This is a genomic window from Xanthomarina sp. F1114, assembly GCF_026410255.1.
In the GTDB taxonomy this organism is placed as follows: Bacteria; Bacteroidota; Bacteroidia; order Flavobacteriales; family Flavobacteriaceae; genus Xanthomarina.
This window is the reverse complement of record NZ_JAPMLL010000003.1, coordinates 199,520-215,981: the sequence shown is the minus strand read 5'-3', so window position 1 is coordinate 215,981 and position 16,462 is coordinate 199,520. Positions and strand designations below refer to the sequence as shown.

The window sequence follows — 16,462 nt, the reverse complement described above, 5'->3', positions numbered from 1 at the left end:
AAATTTGTGCCTTTAAAAAAAGGTATGAAAAGTTTTCCAGTAAAATGGCTATATTTATTTGCTTTGTCCTTAATCTGGGGAAGTTCTTTTATTTTAATTAAAAAGTCGCTTCTTGGATTAACTCCTTATCAATTAGGAGCTTTAAGAACTATTATTACAGCTGTATTTTTATTTCTTGTTGGTTTCAAAAGTATTAGGCAAATCGAAAGAGTTCAATGGAAATGGATTGCTTTATCTGGGTTTCTAGGCTCTTTTTTTCCTGCTTTTTTGTTTGCTATTGCAGAAACCGAAATTGATAGTTCTATAGCTTCTATATTAAATTCTTTAGTACCTTTAAATACCATTTTATTCGGCTTTTCCATCTTTAAAATCACCTCTACCAAACGTCAGGTTCTAGGGGTTGTAATTGGGTTTATTGGAACTGCACTGCTTATTTTAAAAGGCGCTGAATTAAATCCTGAGCAGAACTATTTATATGCTGGATTTATTATTCTTTCTACTTTTATGTATGCATTAAATGTGAATATTATAAAAACGCATCTACAATATGTAAAACCATTGGGAATTGCCGTTGGGAATTACGTAGTCATTCTAATTCCTGCAATTATAGTTTTGATGTTTTCAGATTTCTTTACAGCAGAAACTTTTGAGAATCCAAATTTGAAAATGTCTTTGGTTTACGTAACCGTTTTATCTTTTTTTGGTACAGCTTTGGCTAAAGTACTGTTTAATAAACTAATCCATATATCTACGCCGGTGTTCGCTTCTTCGGTTACCTATTTAATGCCAATTGTAGCATTAACTTGGGGGATTTTAGATGGAGAGTCTTTTACGCCTTTACAGTTTTTTGCTACTGTTATTATCCTTTTGGGTGTTTATTTATCCCATAAAAGAAAGAAATAACCATCAGCAGTTAAATAGCAAACAGTATTAATTTTTTATAATATTTACTATCTTAAAATTAAGGAATACCTATTATTTTTATTAAAAATTATGCTTTTAATAAAATAATCACGAAATTGAGTGAAACTAATCCAAAAGCATTAAAAATGAATACATCAGCTAAAATTTCGATTAAATACGGATTAATAACCGCCATCTTATTAATTGCTTATTTTTTAATATTGAAACTTATGGGATTGCATACTAACCCCTGGTTTAGATTAGCAAATGGTTTAATTATGGCTTTTGGCATTTATACCGTTATTAAACAATATAAGTTAATTTCCGGAAACGATTTTACGTATATCAATGGATTTAAAACAGGTTTAATAACAGGGTTTTTAGCAACCTTTGTGTTTGCTCTCTTTATGGGGATTTACTTTTTTCATTTAGATGTAGAATTCATGAATACTTTATTAAAAGATTGGTTCCAGGACTATAACCATGGAGGAGGTATTTTAATATTTGTTATAATTATAGAAGGATTGTCTTCTACAACCATTTTGACCTTAGCTTTTATGCAGATTTTTAAAATCAGTAAAAATGTGCCCCAAAATAAATAAAACGTTTGTAATTTAATTAATTAGCAGTATATTTGCACCCGCTTTCCATTAGGCAAGCAGGTATATTTTAAACAAATTTAATTAATAAACGTTACGCTATGTACGCAATTGTAGAGATAGCAGGGCATCAATTCAAAGTTGAAAAAGACCAAAGAGTCTTTGTCAATCGTTTAGCAACAGAAGAAGGTAAGCAAGTGTCTTTTGACAATGTACTTCTTTTAGCTGATGGAGACAAAGTAACTGTAGGCGCCCCAGCTATAAACGGAGCTCAAGTAGGAGCCAAAGTATTAAAGCACCTTAAAGGTGATAAAGTAATTGTTTTCAAGAAGAAAAGACGTAAAGGTTACCGTGTAAAAAACGGACACAGACAAGCTTTAACTGAAATCGTAATTGAAAGCATTGTAGCTTCGGGAGCTAAAAAAGCAACCAAAGCTGAAAGCGAAGGAGCTAAAGCTGAAAAGAAAGCTGCTCCAGCTAAAAAGGCTGAAACTAAAGCTGCTGCTCCAAAAGCAGAAGCTAAAAAAGCTGCTCCTAAAAAATCAGCTGCAAAAGCAGATGATTTAAAGAAAATTGAAGGTGCTGGACCAAAAGCTGCAGAAGCATTAGTGAATGCAGGTTATGAGACTTTTGCAAAAGTAGCAAAAGCAAAACCAGAAGAATTAAGTACTGTATTATCTGAAGCTAGCTCAAGATTAGCTCATATAGTTACAGACACTTGGCCAAAACAAGCTAAATTAGCTGCAGATGGTAAGTGGGATGAACTTAAAGAATTACAAGACAGATTAGACGGTGGAATTGAAAAGTAATTTTCATTTCATTTAATATTAATAAAATAAAACCTTAAGACAATGGCTCATAAAAAAGGAGTTGGTAGTTCGAAAAACGGTAGAGAATCAGAATCAAAACGCTTAGGTGTTAAGATTTTTGGTGGACAAGCTGCTATTGCTGGAAATATCATCGTAAGACAAAGAGGTAATACACATCACCCAGGTGAAAATGTGTATGGTGGAAAAGATCATACGTTACACGCTCAAGTGGACGGAATAGTAAAATTCACAAAGAAAAAAGATAATAAATCTTATGTTTCTGTAGAGCCTTTTGAGGCTTAAGAAACTGTTTCTTTTACTCAAGTAAAAGGCCCTTTCAGATGTTCTGAAAGGGCTTTTTTATGTGCTCTTTTAAAATAATTTCCAATTAGATCTATTTTTTGAATCGTAATTTTTTACTGTACCTATTTTCTGGTTTTTGAATAAAACTCTAATTATTAAGATACTTGAGAATGCAATTCCTAAAATTGTATCAAAAAAGAATCCCAAACAGTGCTGCTTGGGATTTTTGTCTAATATCTAAAACCGACGTGTTAGTATGCAGTCAATAAAGACTTACTTTATAAAAACACGGGTCTATTTTTTAGTATCTATAGTATTCAGGTTTAAACGGACCTTCAACTTCTACACCAATATATTTAGCCTGGTCATCACGAAGCTCGGTTAACTCAACACCTATTTTTGCTAAGTGTAATTGAGCTACTTTTTCATCTAAATGTTTAGGTAACATATAAACTTCGTTTTGGTAAGCATCTCTGTTTGTCCAAAGTTCTATTTGAGCCAAAGTTTGGTTGGTAAAAGAGTTACTCATTACAAAACTTGGATGTCCAGTTGCACAACCTAAATTCACCAAACGTCCTTGAGCCAAAATTATAATGTCTTTATCGTTAATAGTATATTTATCAACTTGTGGCTTAATTGTGTTTTTAGTATTACCATGGTTTTTGTTTAACCAAGCCATGTCAATTTCGTTATCGAAATGTCCAATATTACAAACAATAGTTTTGTCTTTCATGGCTTCAAAATGGCGACCTTGAACAATATCTTTATTTCCAGTAGTTGTAATTACAATATCTGCATTCCCTACAACAGTTTCTAATTTTTTAACTTCAAAACCATCCATAGCAGCTTGTAAAGCACAAATTGGATCAATTTCTGTAACTGTTACAATACTTCCAGCACCTTTAAAAGATGCAGCAGTACCTTTTCCAACATCTCCATAACCACAAACAACTACACGTTTTCCAGCAAGCATGACATCTGTTGCACGTCTAATAGCATCTACAGCACTTTCGCGACATCCGTATTTGTTGTCGAATTTAGATTTTGTAACACTATCGTTCACGTTAATGGCAGGCATTGGTAAAGTTCCAGCTTTCATACGTTCGTATAATCTGTGAACTCCAGTAGTTGTTTCTTCCGAAAGACCATTTATACCAGCAGCAAGCTCTGGATATTTATCAAGAACCATATTGGTTAAATCTCCACCATCGTCAAGAATCATATTCAATGGTTTTCTGTCTTCTCCAAAAAATAAGGTCTGCTCAATACACCAGTCAAACTCTTCTTCTGTCATGTCTTTCCATGCATAAACAGCAGTTCCAGTAGCGGCAATGGCAGCAGCAGCCTGATCTTGAGTAGAAAAAATATTACAAGAACTCCAAGTAACTTCAGCTCCTAAAGCCTGTAAAGTTTCTATTAAAACTGCTGTTTGAATAGTCATGTGTAAACATCCAGCAATTCTAGCTCCTTTTAAAGGTTGTGAGTTTTTGTATTCTTCACGAAGACTCATTAACCCTGGCATTTCGGCTTCAGCTAATTCAATTTCTTTTCTTCCCCAATCTGCTAGTGAGATATCTTTTACCTTATTTGGTACGTAAGCAACGGTTTTTGTATTCATTCTTTCTAAATTTCTTTTGTTTTATTAAAGTCAACATCTTTGGTTTAGCACTTTAATTCGTTAAATTCGCTACGTTAAAAATGAGACATTCGCCTTAGGCGGTGCAAAGATAACTAATAACTTTTAGAAAATTAAATGCCTCTATATAAATCCTTTAGTCCTAATTCCCAAACAATTGTTAAAATCTGGAAGATCACAGAATCTTACGACCAATTATTTCAGGCTGTTTCACTAAAGCCAGAAAATATGGAACGTGTTTTAAAAATGAAAAGCGAATTGCACCAAAGAGGGTTTTTAAGTGTGAGACATTTATTGGCAGAATTTGGATATACAGATACCGATCTGTATTACGACGAAAATGGCAAGCCTCATTTAAAAGATGGCAAGTATATTTCCATAACACATTCTTTTACTTTTTCGGGAATTATTGTCAGCGATTTTAAAGTGGGAATAGATATTGAAAAGCAACGTGATAAAATTGGTGTAATTGCTCATAAATTTATGGAATATGAGTTTCAATATTTGAAAAAAGAGAAGCCAGATTATATTAATAAACTAACCGTTATTTGGTGTGTTAAAGAATCTTTATATAAGCTTTTTTCTACCCCAGGCTTAAGTTTTTTACAGCATACATTAGTAATTCCTTTTACTATGGAGGAAGCCTCAACAGTGGCTTGGATTGACTATAAAGATAAAAAACACCGATTCGATACGGAGTTTTTTGAATTTGAAGGTTTTACTTGCGCATTCGCTTTACCGTCTTAATAAATTTAGAGATTGACATAATTCATGAAGCGTAAAAACTCAATATATTCACAGATTTTAGAATCTACTTCAGAAGGAAAAAGGATGCTAGCTGTTTTAATCGATCCCGATAAAATGACCATCGAAATGGTCTCTAATTTTCTTATAAAAGTGAATGCCTCCATAGCTACTCATATTTTTGTAGGAGGAAGTACCGTGGACGCTTTTGTTACAGAAAAAATAGTTTCAGAAATAAAAACGCAGACAACTTTACCAATTGTTCTTTTTCCTGGAGATGTGTCTCAAATAACCAACAAGGCAGATGCTTTGCTTTTTCTGTCTTTGCTTTCTGGAAGAAACCCTGAATATTTAATCGGACAGCAAGTTAAAGCGGTTTCAATACTTAGAGATATATCCTTAGAAGTTATCTCTACTGGATATTTGCTCATTGAAAATGGAAAGGAAACAGCAGTGCAAAAAGTAACGAATACCAAACCAATGTCTGTTGAAGATATTGATAATATTGTGGACACAGCAAAAGCCGGAGAATTGTTAGGTATGAAATTAATATATCTTGAAGCAGGAAGTGGAGCTTTACAAGCTATAGCTTCCAATATTATACAAAAAGTGAAAAATGAAATAGAGATTCCACTTATTGTAGGTGGAGGTATAAGAACGAAAGAACAATTGGAAAATGCCTATCTTTCGGGAGCAGATATGGTAGTTATTGGAACAGCTTTCGAGAATAACGAATCTTTTTTAGATAGTTTAAAAAGCAATATGATTGATTAGGCCGAGATTCGAAAATAGTAATAAAAATAATTATAACTAAAAGACTGCTTCTTGCAGAAATAAAGATGAAAATATCAGTAGACTTAACGCTATCGCCTTTACAGGACGATTATGAGATTCATGTTATAAATTTTATCAAAACTCTCAGGGATTCTAAATTTACAGTTCTAGAAAATCCGCTAAGCACGCAGATTTTTGGAGAATACCATGAGTTAATGCCATTTTTAACAGAGCAAATACATAAATCGTTTCAAGAACAAAAAATATGTGTCTTAACAATGAAAGTGGTAAAAACAGATAGAAGCGATTATGAACCAGATTTTTAATTTCTTTATAGACGCGTATCGCAATACAGAAACCTATTTAATTGTATTGGAGATTTTAGCTTTTGTTTTTGGCATTGCCAGTGTGTATTATGCTAAAAAAGTAAATATTTTAGTGTATCCAACCGGACTTGTGGCTACTGTTATAACTGTTTATCTTTTATATGTAGCTGGATATTTAGGAGATATGATGATGAATTTTTACTATTCTATTATGAGTATATATGGATGGTGGAATTGGGCACGGAAAAAAGATGACGCTCCTGTTGTTCCTATTTCAAGAACAAATCAACGAGAGAAAATTATTGGATTTGTTTTATTTATTATTACAGCAATTGTAACTTATACGGTTTACAAGGTTTATGGATACGAGCTTAAGATTCCCAATTATATCGATATTTTTACCTCTGGAATTTTCTTTACAGCTATGTGGTACATGGCTACTAAAAAACTTGAAAATTGGACTTTGTGGATTTTAGGAAATATCATTACCGTTCCGCTTTACGCTTATAGAGGTTTGGGGATATTATCTTTACAATATGTTGTTTTTACAGTTTTGGCAATTCAAGGGTATATAGCATGGAAGAAACACTTAGACAAATTAGAAGCAACTGCATAAAAGTAGTTTTGTTTGGACCAGAATCTACTGGAAAAACTGTTTTAGCCAAGCACTTAGCGTCACATTATAAGACACTTTGGGTGCCAGAATACTCTAGAAAATATGCTGAAGAAAAAGCAAAAAATAACGAGGTGTTAACTAAATCTGATGTATTACCTATTGCTAAAGGACAAATGGCTCTAGAAAATGATAGAGCAAAACGGGTGGAGAAACTATTAATTTGTGATACCAATTTACTAGAAACTAAAGTGTATAGCCAAGCCTATTACAACGGCTATTTTCCGAAAGTCTTAGATAAATATGTGGTTGAAAACAAGTATCATCTCTATTTTTTAACTAATATTGATATTCCATGGGAATCTGATGGCATTCGTGATAAACCCAATGACCGAGAAAACATGTTTAAAGCCTTTCAAACAGCTTTAATAGAAAATAATCTTCCTTATGTATTACTACAAGGAAGCTTGTCTAATCGGATGGAAACAGCCATAAAACATATAGATAAATTATTAAAAAATAACTGAATGTTTTCTAATAAAGACATACATCAAATAGAAAAAAAAGGGTTATCCGTTAAAAAGGTAAATTCTCAAATAGATTTGTTTACAACAGGTTTGCCCTTCGTAAACCTGCAATCTGCAGCTACTATAAATAATGGTATTTTAAAACTTTCAAAGGAAGAAAAAGAGACATTTATCCAGTTATTCGACCAGGAAAGGAATAACTATTCTATTATTAAATTTGTACCAGCTTCTGGAGCGGCAACCAGAATGTTTAAATCGTTTTTTAGTTTTTTAGAAAATTATAATCCGGACGAAGAAACTTTAAATTCTTATATAAACAGAACCAAAGAAACCTTATTAGCTGTATTTTTTGTAGGCTTGGAAAAATTACCTTTTTACAAGATTGTTATGGATAAAATAGCTAGTATCTATCCAGATTATAAAACATTCTCAAACGATAAACAGCATTATATATTTGTGAAAACCATGTTGGATAAAGATAAATTAAACTATGGTTTTTTTCCAAAAGGGTTATTACCTTTTCATCAATATAAAAAACATAATGCAACAGCTTTTGAAGAACATTTGTTCGAAGCTGCTTTATATGCATCCAGCAATAAAAAAGCGAATATACACTATACAATATCAGAAAAATATAAAGATATTTTTAACGCTGAGTTTAAAAAAATCCAAACCGTTGTAGAGTGTAAAACCAATACTAAGTTCGAAATTTCCTTTTCTTATCAAAAGGAAGCAACAGATACTATTGCAGTTACTTTAGAAAACGAACCTTTTAGACTAGAGGATGGCAGTTTGCTATTTAGACCTTCTGGTCATGGTGCTTTACTCTCAAATTTGGGCGATTTAGATGCAGATATCATCTTTATTAAAAACATAGATAATGTTGTAGTTTTTAAATATGAAGATGAAGTAAGCGAATTCAAAAAAATGCTGGCAGGAGTTTTAATTCAGGTTCAAAAGCAAGCATTTAATTATCTAAATAAATTAGAAAACCATAGACTTACTGAAAATGAAATAGTAGAAATTGCCATGTTTTTATCCAATAAAATGAATGTGGATATCTCATCAGAGTTTGAAAAATTTGCAACAGAATATCAAATAGAATATTTAAAAGCTAAACTCCACAGACCTATTCGCGTTTGCGGTATGGTTAAAAACGAGGGAGAGCCGGGAGGTGGTCCTTTTTGGGTAAAAGATGAAGGAGGACAAATATCTTTACAAATTGTTGAATCTGCCCAAATAAATAAAAAAGATAAAGCACAGAAAGATATTTTAAAAAATGCCACACACTTTAATCCTGTAGATTTGGTTTGTGGAATCAAGGATTATCAAGGAAATAAATTTAATTTGGAGCAGTTTGTTGATCCTAAGACAGCTTTTATAACCATGAAAACAAAAGAAGGAAAAGATTTAAAAGCACTGGAATTGCCAGGGCTTTGGAATGGAAGCATGGCACATTGGAATACTATTTTTGTGGAAGTGCCACTTATAACTTTTAATCCGGTTAAAACGGTTACAGATTTACTAAAAGCAACACATCAAATAAAATAGAATGTTTGATGCAAATTTACTTATTACCGAATTAAACTTCAAAGCTATTAGAAGCTCTGGAGCAGGAGGACAGCATGTTAATAAGGTATCGTCTAAAGTGGTTTTAAATTTCGATTTAAGTAATTCCCAAGTGTTTTCTGAAACACAAAAAGCGTTGTTGTTTAAAAATCTGTCAAACAGATTAACAACCGATGGAGTTTTAATTCTACAAAGCGACGAGAGTAGAAGTCAACATAAAAATAAAGATCTAGTAATAAAAAGGTTTTTAGAACTTATAAAAGAAGGCTTAAAAAAACCTAAAAAACGAAAACCTACTAAAGTTCCACGGTCGGTTAAATTAAAACGCTTATCTAAAAAGAAGCAACAAGCTGATAAAAAAGCGAATAGAAAACCACCTGAAATAAATTAAATAATTCCTTATTATTGGTTGCTAATTATTAATTGATAACTATCTTTGCAGCGTTCTCAAAAAGGGGTGCCTATTATCGGCTGAGATCATACCCAATGAACCTAGAACAGGTAATGCTGTTTAGGGACTTTAAACACAGTTATGTGTCATGCTGAGCTTGTCGAAGCATCTCACAAAAAAACAATCAATTAATAACAAAGAATAATAACCTCTTTTTATTCGCATAAATTTATTTTATCGGATGAAACTTTTATTCAACAACCTGTCGTTCTACAGTAGGCAGAATTCTCAAATTTTATTACTTTTTTTACTTTCAACTTTTTCAGTTTACTCACAAGAAAAGGAACAAGATTCTACAAAACTAGAAGCCTTGGACGAAGTTTTAGTTAAAGCAGTGCGTGTAAATGCCACATCGCCAATTACACACTCTAACTTAACTAAAGAGCAATTACAAAAACGAAATCTTGGTCAGGATTTACCTATTCTTTTAAACTATTTACCCTCGGTGGTAACTACTTCAGATGCTGGAGCAGGCTTAGGTTATACAGGAATTAGAGTACGCGGAATTAACGCACAATCTACCAACGTAACCATTAATGGAATTCCTTATAACGATGGAGAGTCCTTAGGAACTTTTTGGGTTAATTTAGGCGATTTTGCCTCCTCTGTAGAAAGTCTTCAGCTGCAGCGTGGGGTGGGAACATCGACCAATGGTTCTGGTGCTTTTGGTGCAAGCATTAATGTGCTTACAGATGCTGTTTCACAAAATGCTTTTGGAGAAATAGCCAATAGCTATGGAAGTTTTAATACTTGGAAGCACACCGTAAAATTTAGTACAGGTTTGCTTAACGATCGTATAGAAATTGCTGGGCGTTTGTCTCAAATTAAATCGGATGGTTATGTAGACCGGGCCACATCAGATTTAAAGTCGTATTTTCTTCAAACTACCTATGTAGATGATTATAGAATGATAAAGGCATTAACCTTTAGCGGGAAGGAAAAAACTTATCAGTCGTGGAATGGGATTGAAGATCCATATATTTTGGAACATGACAGAACTTTTAATTCTGCAGGAATGTACACAGATGAAAACGGAAATATTCAGTTCTACGATAACGAAATTGATAATTACCAGCAGGACCATTATCAGTTACATTGGAATGAGCGAATTAATAACAGGTGGTCCACTAATTTAGCTCTTAATTATACTCAAGGAAAAGGCTATTTTGAGCAGTATAAAGAAGATGCAGAATTTGCAGATTATGGTCTTGCAGATGTGGAAATTGGCAGTGAGACAATAACAGAAACAGATTTAATTAGACGTAGATGGCTAGATAATAAATTTTATGTTTTTAATGCTAATGCCAACTACAAAAATAATGCTTTAGATGTTATTTTTGGAACCTCTTTAAGTTCTTACTCGGGCGATCATTTTGGAGAAATTATCTGGGCGCAATATGCAAGCGATATGATGATTAGAGATAGATATTATGATGGAAACGGAAAGAAATTAGATATGAGTGCTTTTTCAAAAGGGCAATATAGATTAAACGATCATATTAGCTTGTATTTGGATTTGCAATACAGATATGTTAATTATAAAACTACTGGAACAAATTCTGATGTGGCACCATTTATTGTTGATAAGCATTTTAATTTCTTTAATCCTAAAGCAGGAATTACCTACACTCTAAACGATAATAATAACTTCTATTTTTCTTATGCTAGAGCTAATAGAGAACCAAACAGAGACGATTTTGAAATAAATGCCGACGTGAAGCCAGAGCAATTAAACGATTTTGAATTAGGATGGAGACATAAGTCTGATGCTTTTATTCTAAATACCAACTTATACTATATGTTATATAATGAACAATTAGTTTTAACTGGAGCTATTAACGATGTTGGAAATCCGGTGAGAGATAACTCAGGAAATAGCTACAGATTAGGTTTGGAAGTTGATGCTGTTTTTAATATTTCGAATAAATTTAGTATTCAGCCAAATGTGGCTTTAAGTACCAATAAGAACAAAGAAACAGTGGTTTCTTTAGACGGAGAATTAGTCGATTTAGGGGCGACAAACATTTCGTTTTCCCCTAATGTTGTGGCAGGAAATGCTTTTGTTTATAGGCCGCTGGAAGGCTTGCAAATGTCGTTATTAAGTAAATTTGTAGGTGAACAATATATGGGGAATACAGATACAGAGGCATCGAAATTAGATAGTTATTTTGTAAACGATTTTAATATCATGTATGAAATTGAAACAAAATCTATATTTAAAGCCATTATTATTTCTGGTTTAGTAAATAATTTATTTGGAGAAAAATACAGCTCTAATGGGTTTTATTATACTTATGATGACGATTGGTCCAATCCTAACCAAATAACAACAATTGAAGGCACTGGTTATTATCCGCAAGCTACTACTAACTTTTTGTTAGGGGTAACTTTGAAGTTTTAACTTCAAGTGATAGTGAGAACCTCAAATTACAATAAAAAAACTGCTCTATTTAAGAGCAGTTTTTTTATATGCAAAAAGGATAGTAGCGGCATCCTTTTTATTGTTTTTTAAATAAAAAGATACAGCGGATAGCCTGGTTTTAAAGCCAATTAAAGGCTTTAAAATTTGCCCTAATTATTATAAACCCGAATTATATTTCCAGCAACTTCTACATAATAGCGCTTTAACGCATAATGTCCAGTGGTTCCTGTTTGCCCAATGCCATTTAAAATGTCGTAATTATTGCCGTCATCACAATCGCAAGTAGCAATAACCCCTTGAACCGTTAAAGTAGAACAACTGCTTAATGGATGGTTAGGATCGCTTAATTCGAAAGCGCTATAATTTTCTCCAGAAGAGTGGAATAAAACGACGCCATTTATACCGTAATTATTGTTTAAAATAACATGATTATTGTCGAATTTTAAATTGCTGAATTGAGGTAGATTTGTGTTGACAAGCGTTCCCGTATTAAAAGGAACATTAGGAATATTTGGGTTATTTTTATAAGCATCGTCGTCACTTTTGCTACAAGAAGCAACTATAAGGCTTAATAAAATAATATAAAAAATACGTTTCATTTTTTTTATTAAATTTTCGGGTACAATTTACAACAAAAACTAAACACAATTAAATATTTTGTATCTTTGTACATCAATCTCGTGAGAACGAGATTTTTTGCGTTAATCCCGACCGGTTTCTTTTTGGATGTAAAACTGTGTTTCGGGATATTATCTATTATATAAACGATGAAGTTATGAGTAAAGTATCCTATTATACCGAAGAAGGTTTAAAGAAATTAAGAGAAGAGTTAAGAATATTAAAAGATATAGAGCGTCCAAATGCATCCCGAGCAATTGGTGAGGCTAGAGACAAGGGCGATTTAAGTGAGAATGCCGAATATGATGCTGCCAAAGAAGCGCAAGGTATGCTTGAAATGAAAATTTCAAAACTTGAAGAAACACTTGCAGGAGCGCGTTTAATAGACGAATCTCAGCTAGATGCAACTAAAATCTTGGTGCTTTCTAAAGTGAAAATTAAAAACCAAACCAATGGCATGGAAATGAATTATACTTTGGTTGCAGATGGAGAAGCTGATTTAGCTTCAGGAAAAATCTCTGTAAACTCTCCAATAGGAAAAGGTTTGTTAGGGAAGTCTGTGGGTGAAGTGGCTGAGATACAAGTACCAAATGGGGTATTGAAATTTGATATTTTGGAAATATCCAGATAACAAATTGTCTATTAAGGCATACAACTCGAAAATATTATCAAAAAGATTCCTGCAAAACAGGAATCTTTTTATATTTACGTAAATACATAAGATACTATGGCTTCTATATTTTCAAAAATCATTTCAGGAGAATTACCTTCATATAAAATTGCAGAAACCAATGAGTTCCTGGCTTTTTTAGATATCAATCCAAATTCTAAAGGACATACCTTGTGTATACCTAAAAAAGAAGTAGATAAAATTTTCGATTTAGATGAAGAAACGTATTTGCGATTAATGTCTTTTTCTAGAGAGGTAGCTATGGCCATAAGAAAAGCAATACCTTGTAAGCGAGTTGGGATGACAGTTGTGGGATTAGAAGTTCCACATGTACATGTGCATTTAATTCCGTTAAACTCTATGGAGGATATTAGGTTTCTTAATAAAGTAACTCTTAGCGAAAAGGATTTTGAAGATACAGTAAAAGCTATTAAAACCTATTTATAATAAATTTGGTACAACGGCAATTCCTATTAGAATAAGCATAAAAATTAAAGTGCTAATTATTAGAAGCCATGCTGTTTTTTTTAATTTAAAAGAAGATTCTTTAGGACTAAAAGCTCTTTGATGATAGTTAAAAACCCTTTCAATATCTTCGGTCCATCTAACAGGATATATACTGGTATTACATGTGCTGCATTCTAATAAATGCATGGTTTCTTGGGTAATAGATTTATAAAACTTATTCTCAACAAACCTTTGCTTAAACGTTAATTGCAAACCATTGGTATTATAGCATTCAGGACAATTGTTGTTTAAAGCAACTTCTTTAATAGTAATAAACTTCTCCTTCATAATTTAAACAGATTTCATTGAAATTTGCATGGTTGTTCCTTTACCAATTTCAGAATGTAAAACTTTTATCTTACCATCATGAAACTCTTCAATAATGCGCTTTGCAAGCGAAAGCCCTAAACCCCAACCTCTTTTTTTGGTTGTATAACCGGGTTCAAAGATAGCATTAAATTGCTTTTTTGGAAGTCCATTACCAGTATCGCTTACATTTATTTTTACAGTATTTTCTAGTTGTAATATTTCAATTGTAAGCTGGCCTTTCCCTTTCATAGCATCGATAGCATTTTTTACTAAATTTTCGATGGTCCAACTATATAGCTGTTTGTTTAAATTTACATAAATTTCGTTAGAAACTGTAATTAGTTTAAATTCAATTAATTTTGAGCTTCTGGCTTTTAAGTAATCATAAGAATCTATAGTCTCCTTTACAATGTCTGTTTTTTCTAAGGTTGGAAGCGAACCTATTTTACTAAAGCGTTCTGTAATAGTTTGAAGTCTGCTAATATCTTTTTCAATCTCGACTATGTATTCTGGATTAATATTTTCAGTTTTTAAGATTTCTGCCCAACCTATTAACGATGATAATGGGGTTCCAATTTGATGAGCCGTTTCTTTAGCCATTCCAGACCATAATTTATTTTGAGCTGCAATTTTTGAGCTTCTATAAAAGAAATAAGCTACGGCCCCAAATAAGAAAATAATAAGCAATAAGGCTAATGGATAATATTTTAATTTATTTAAAACCTCAGAATTGCCGTAATATAAAGTTCCGTAAACAACAGTCTCTTTGGTTTCGCTATCTTCATAAGAAATAACAATAGGTGTGTTTTCTTCGGAATATTGTTTAATTAGTTTTTTAATAGACTTATCACTTTTAAGCTTTTGGTCTTCTATATTATTAGAAAGCAAAACGTTTCCTTTATTGTAAACAAACATAGGGTTAGATATGTCTGAAGTAAAAACCTTATCTACCAAAGGATTGACATTTTCATCTAAAGGATTGGAGTTAATTTCTTGATGCGCAGCTGCCCAAATATCCATTTTAGACTGCTCTTCAATTTTAAACTCTTGAAAAAACACATAAGTATTCCATAATATTAGAGATATAATCCCAAAAGATGCCACAACAATAATCCACCGACTAAGATTTCTGTGTTTAGAAAAAAGCATAAAACATATTTTATTCTGAAATATAATGTAAAATCTATACATTTTATTGTGTAAGCAAAAACAAATAAAATTAGATATAGAATAAAAGGAGTCTAAAAATGTTGAATGCGAATTAAAATGTTAGAAACTATGCACGGTTTTATGGGAAAATTATCTAAAAAAATGGTTAGTTTTGTGCAAATAAAAAAATGATAAATGACATCTTTTGAGCCTAAAGAATTATCTGTTGCCAAATTACATGGGTATTTGCTAAGTGCTGTGTCACCTAGACCAATAGCCTTTGCTAGTACTATGGATGAGAACGGGAATCCAAATCTATCGCCTTTTAGTTTTTTTAATGTATTTAGTGCAAATCCTCCTGTTTTAATATTCTCGCCCGCACGTAGGGTTAGGAATAATACAACAAAGCATACTTTAGAGAATGTAATAGCCACTAAAGAAGTTGTAATTAATGTGGTAAATTACGATATGGTGCATCAAGCATCTTTAAGTAGTACAGAGTATGCAGAAGGTGTAAACGAATTTGATAAAGCAGGATTAACCATGCTAAAATCGGATTTAGTAAAACCTTTTAGAGTTGCCGAATCTCCTGTACAATTAGAATGTATAGTAAAAGAAATAGTTGCATTAGGAAATGAAGGTGGGGCTGGAAATTTAGTAATTTGTGAAGTTGTTAAATTACATATAGAATCTGATGTTTTAGATGAAGACGGAGTTATCGATCAAGAAAAACTAGATTTAGTTGCTCGGGCTGGAGGTAATTATTACAGTCGCGCTAGAAATGGTTTTTTTGAATTACCAAAACCTCTTACAAGTTTAGGAATAGGTGTGGATAGTTTTCCGGAAGAAGTAAAAAACAGTATGATTTTAACTGGAAACGATTTAGGTATGTTAGGTAATGTTGATACCTTGCCAAGTACCGAAGCGGTTAATGCGTTTTTAGAAACTGTAAGCGAGCGTTATCCAGAAATAAGAACAGCTTCGCATAGAGAAAAACATAAATTAGCTCGCAACTATCTAAGTTATGGCGATATTCAAAGTGCCTGGAAAATATTATTATCATAAAATAAATGAATGAATTCCTGTTTTGAGGAATATTAAAAGTTAAATTAAATTAAGTCATGGAAGTACAAGGAAAAATTAAATTAGTAGGAGAGACGCAAACCTTTGGGAATAATGGATTTAGAAAACGAGAAGTGGTTGTAACTACTGAAGAACAGTATCCACAGCATATAATGGTGGAATTTGTTCAAGATAAATGCGACTTATTGAATAATTTCCAAGTTGGTCAACAAGTAAAAATCAATATTAATTTGCGTGGAAGAGAATGGACAAATCCACAAGGAGAGGTAAAGTATTTTAACTCGATTCAAGGTTGGAGAATTGAAGCGGTTCAAGATGGTGCCTCAGGTCCAGGAACACCTCCAGTTCCACCAGCTGAAGCTTTTGAGCCAGCTAACGATTTAAAAGAAGACGAACACGACGATTTACCATTTTAGGTAAGTGTTGACATTTTAAAGAATGTAAAAATCT

20 protein-coding genes are annotated in these 16,462 nt (G+C 32.5%); 16 read left to right on the top strand and 4 right to left on the bottom strand.

The genetic code is table 11. The features are described 5' to 3' along the window. The first annotated feature begins 24 nt into the window (after positions 1-24). From OS188_RS03680 to rpmA, 4 genes are all read left to right on the top strand, one after another. Positions 25-903 carry a DMT family transporter gene (locus OS188_RS03680; RefSeq protein ID WP_267147467.1) on the top strand — a complete coding sequence of 293 codons (879 nt, stop codon included), beginning with the start codon at positions 25-27 and terminating at the stop codon, positions 901-903. A 146-nt stretch (positions 904-1,049) separates the two neighbouring features. Further along, positions 1,050-1,505: a DUF4199 domain-containing protein gene (locus OS188_RS03675; protein WP_267147466.1), complete on the top strand. Its 456-nt coding sequence runs from the start codon at positions 1,050-1,052 to the stop codon at positions 1,503-1,505. A 98-nt stretch (positions 1,506-1,603) separates the two neighbouring features. After that, positions 1,604-2,311, top strand: a complete 708-nt coding sequence (gene rplU, locus OS188_RS03670; RefSeq protein WP_267147465.1) for a 50S ribosomal protein L21 — start codon at positions 1,604-1,606, stop codon at positions 2,309-2,311. A gap of 42 nt (positions 2,312-2,353) precedes the next feature. After that, positions 2,354-2,614, top strand: coding sequence for a 50S ribosomal protein L27 (gene rpmA, locus OS188_RS03665; protein WP_267147464.1), 261 nt, complete (start codon positions 2,354-2,356; stop codon positions 2,612-2,614). Between the two features lie 301 nt (positions 2,615-2,915). Here the strand turns inward: rpmA and ahcY are convergent, their stop codons facing one another. Beyond that, positions 2,916-4,232 (bottom strand): adenosylhomocysteinase, encoded by a 1,317-nt coding sequence (gene ahcY, locus OS188_RS03660; protein ID WP_267147463.1) that lies wholly within the window; start codon positions 4,230-4,232, stop codon positions 2,916-2,918. A 135-nt stretch (positions 4,233-4,367) separates the two neighbouring features. On the opposite strand from ahcY, the gene OS188_RS03655 reads away from it, so the two are divergent. The 8 genes from OS188_RS03655 to OS188_RS03620 all read left to right on the top strand — a co-directional run bounded on the left by OS188_RS03655 (position 4,368) and on the right by OS188_RS03620 (position 11,655). After that, on the top strand, positions 4,368-4,997 hold the full coding sequence (locus OS188_RS03655; protein ID WP_267147462.1) for a 4'-phosphopantetheinyl transferase family protein: 630 nt from the start codon (positions 4,368-4,370) through the stop codon (positions 4,995-4,997). 24 nt (positions 4,998-5,021) lie between these two features. Next, positions 5,022-5,768 (top strand): phosphoglycerol geranylgeranyltransferase, encoded by a 747-nt coding sequence (locus OS188_RS03650; protein ID WP_267147461.1) that lies wholly within the window; start codon positions 5,022-5,024, stop codon positions 5,766-5,768. A gap of 65 nt (positions 5,769-5,833) precedes the next feature. Continuing rightward, positions 5,834-6,094 carry a hypothetical protein gene (locus OS188_RS03645; RefSeq protein ID WP_267147460.1) on the top strand — a complete coding sequence of 87 codons (261 nt, stop codon included), beginning with the start codon at positions 5,834-5,836 and terminating at the stop codon, positions 6,092-6,094. Continuing rightward, positions 6,078-6,710 carry a nicotinamide riboside transporter PnuC gene (gene pnuC, locus OS188_RS03640; protein ID WP_267147459.1) on the top strand — a complete coding sequence of 211 codons (633 nt, stop codon included), beginning with the start codon at positions 6,078-6,080 and terminating at the stop codon, positions 6,708-6,710. Before OS188_RS03645 ends, pnuC begins: the two co-directional genes overlap by 17 nt. After that, positions 6,671-7,234 carry an ATP/GTP-binding protein gene (locus OS188_RS03635; protein WP_267147458.1) on the top strand — a complete coding sequence of 188 codons (564 nt, stop codon included), beginning with the start codon at positions 6,671-6,673 and terminating at the stop codon, positions 7,232-7,234. Before pnuC ends, OS188_RS03635 begins: the two co-directional genes overlap by 40 nt. Then, entirely contained in the window at positions 7,235-8,785 is a 1,551-nt protein-coding gene (locus OS188_RS03630) for a DUF4301 family protein (protein WP_267147457.1), read from the top strand. A gap of 1 nt (position 8,786) precedes the next feature. Further along, positions 8,787-9,194, top strand: a complete 408-nt coding sequence (gene arfB, locus OS188_RS03625; RefSeq protein ID WP_267147456.1) for an alternative ribosome rescue aminoacyl-tRNA hydrolase ArfB — start codon at positions 8,787-8,789, stop codon at positions 9,192-9,194. Between the two features lie 241 nt (positions 9,195-9,435). Next, positions 9,436-11,655 (top strand): TonB-dependent receptor, encoded by a 2,220-nt coding sequence (locus OS188_RS03620; RefSeq protein WP_267147455.1) that lies wholly within the window; start codon positions 9,436-9,438, stop codon positions 11,653-11,655. Positions 11,656-11,825: 170 nt separating this feature from the next. Here the strand turns inward: OS188_RS03620 and OS188_RS03615 are convergent, their stop codons facing one another. Next, the gene (locus tag OS188_RS03615; RefSeq protein ID WP_267147454.1) at positions 11,826-12,275 is read right to left on the bottom strand and encodes a hypothetical protein; all 450 of its coding nucleotides are present in this window, start codon (positions 12,273-12,275) and stop codon (positions 11,826-11,828) included. Between the two features lie 176 nt (positions 12,276-12,451). Between OS188_RS03615 and greA the strand changes: the two genes are divergently transcribed. Together greA and OS188_RS03605 are read left to right on the top strand one after the other, a co-directional pair. After that, on the top strand, positions 12,452-12,925 hold the full coding sequence (greA, locus tag OS188_RS03610; protein WP_267147453.1) for a transcription elongation factor GreA: 474 nt from the start codon (positions 12,452-12,454) through the stop codon (positions 12,923-12,925). Between the two features lie 96 nt (positions 12,926-13,021). Continuing rightward, the gene (locus OS188_RS03605) at positions 13,022-13,411 is read left to right on the top strand and encodes an HIT family protein (protein ID WP_267147452.1); all 390 of its coding nucleotides are present in this window, start codon (positions 13,022-13,024) and stop codon (positions 13,409-13,411) included. Here OS188_RS03605 and OS188_RS03600 read toward each other — a convergent pair. Further along, positions 13,406-13,759 carry a hypothetical protein gene (locus OS188_RS03600; protein ID WP_267147451.1) on the bottom strand — a complete coding sequence of 118 codons (354 nt, stop codon included), beginning with the start codon at positions 13,757-13,759 and terminating at the stop codon, positions 13,406-13,408. The two genes, OS188_RS03605 and OS188_RS03600, sit on opposite strands and share 6 nt — an antisense overlap. A gap of 3 nt (positions 13,760-13,762) precedes the next feature. Further along, positions 13,763-14,929 carry a sensor histidine kinase gene (locus OS188_RS03595; RefSeq protein ID WP_267147450.1) on the bottom strand — a complete coding sequence of 389 codons (1,167 nt, stop codon included), beginning with the start codon at positions 14,927-14,929 and terminating at the stop codon, positions 13,763-13,765. Between the two features lie 195 nt (positions 14,930-15,124). On the opposite strand from OS188_RS03595, the gene OS188_RS03590 reads away from it, so the two are divergent. Both OS188_RS03590 and OS188_RS03585 read left to right on the top strand, forming a co-directional pair. Continuing rightward, positions 15,125-15,994, top strand: a complete 870-nt coding sequence (locus OS188_RS03590; protein WP_267147449.1) for a flavin reductase family protein — start codon at positions 15,125-15,127, stop codon at positions 15,992-15,994. 56 nt (positions 15,995-16,050) lie between these two features. Continuing rightward, positions 16,051-16,428, top strand: a complete 378-nt coding sequence (locus tag OS188_RS03585) for a DUF3127 domain-containing protein (protein WP_267147448.1) — start codon at positions 16,051-16,053, stop codon at positions 16,426-16,428. Positions 16,429-16,462: the final 34 nt, after the last annotated feature.

Coding starts and splice junctions, on each gene's coding strand:
- OS188_RS03680 (WP_267147467.1), top strand. CDS start 25: ATGAAAAGTTTTCCAGTAAAATGGCTATATTTATTTGCTTTGTCCTTA.
- OS188_RS03675 (WP_267147466.1), top strand. CDS start 1,050: ATGAATACATCAGCTAAAATTTCGATTAAATACGGATTAATAACCGCC.
- rplU (WP_267147465.1), top strand. CDS start 1,604: ATGTACGCAATTGTAGAGATAGCAGGGCATCAATTCAAAGTTGAAAAA.
- rpmA (WP_267147464.1), top strand. CDS start 2,354: ATGGCTCATAAAAAAGGAGTTGGTAGTTCGAAAAACGGTAGAGAATCA.
- ahcY (WP_267147463.1), bottom strand. CDS start 4,232: ATGAATACAAAAACCGTTGCTTACGTACCAAATAAGGTAAAAGATATC.
- OS188_RS03655 (WP_267147462.1), top strand. CDS start 4,368: ATGCCTCTATATAAATCCTTTAGTCCTAATTCCCAAACAATTGTTAAA.
- OS188_RS03650 (WP_267147461.1), top strand. CDS start 5,022: ATGAAGCGTAAAAACTCAATATATTCACAGATTTTAGAATCTACTTCA.
- OS188_RS03645 (WP_267147460.1), top strand. CDS start 5,834: ATGAAAATATCAGTAGACTTAACGCTATCGCCTTTACAGGACGATTAT.
- pnuC (WP_267147459.1), top strand. CDS start 6,078: ATGAACCAGATTTTTAATTTCTTTATAGACGCGTATCGCAATACAGAA.
- OS188_RS03635 (WP_267147458.1), top strand. CDS start 6,671: ATGGAAGAAACACTTAGACAAATTAGAAGCAACTGCATAAAAGTAGTT.
- OS188_RS03630 (WP_267147457.1), top strand. CDS start 7,235: ATGTTTTCTAATAAAGACATACATCAAATAGAAAAAAAAGGGTTATCC.
- arfB (WP_267147456.1), top strand. CDS start 8,787: ATGTTTGATGCAAATTTACTTATTACCGAATTAAACTTCAAAGCTATT.
- OS188_RS03620 (WP_267147455.1), top strand. CDS start 9,436: ATGAAACTTTTATTCAACAACCTGTCGTTCTACAGTAGGCAGAATTCT.
- OS188_RS03615 (WP_267147454.1), bottom strand. CDS start 12,275: ATGAAACGTATTTTTTATATTATTTTATTAAGCCTTATAGTTGCTTCT.
- greA (WP_267147453.1), top strand. CDS start 12,452: ATGAGTAAAGTATCCTATTATACCGAAGAAGGTTTAAAGAAATTAAGA.
- OS188_RS03605 (WP_267147452.1), top strand. CDS start 13,022: ATGGCTTCTATATTTTCAAAAATCATTTCAGGAGAATTACCTTCATAT.
- OS188_RS03600 (WP_267147451.1), bottom strand. CDS start 13,759: ATGAAGGAGAAGTTTATTACTATTAAAGAAGTTGCTTTAAACAACAAT.
- OS188_RS03595 (WP_267147450.1), bottom strand. CDS start 14,929: ATGCTTTTTTCTAAACACAGAAATCTTAGTCGGTGGATTATTGTTGTG.
- OS188_RS03590 (WP_267147449.1), top strand. CDS start 15,125: ATGACATCTTTTGAGCCTAAAGAATTATCTGTTGCCAAATTACATGGG.
- OS188_RS03585 (WP_267147448.1), top strand. CDS start 16,051: ATGGAAGTACAAGGAAAAATTAAATTAGTAGGAGAGACGCAAACCTTT.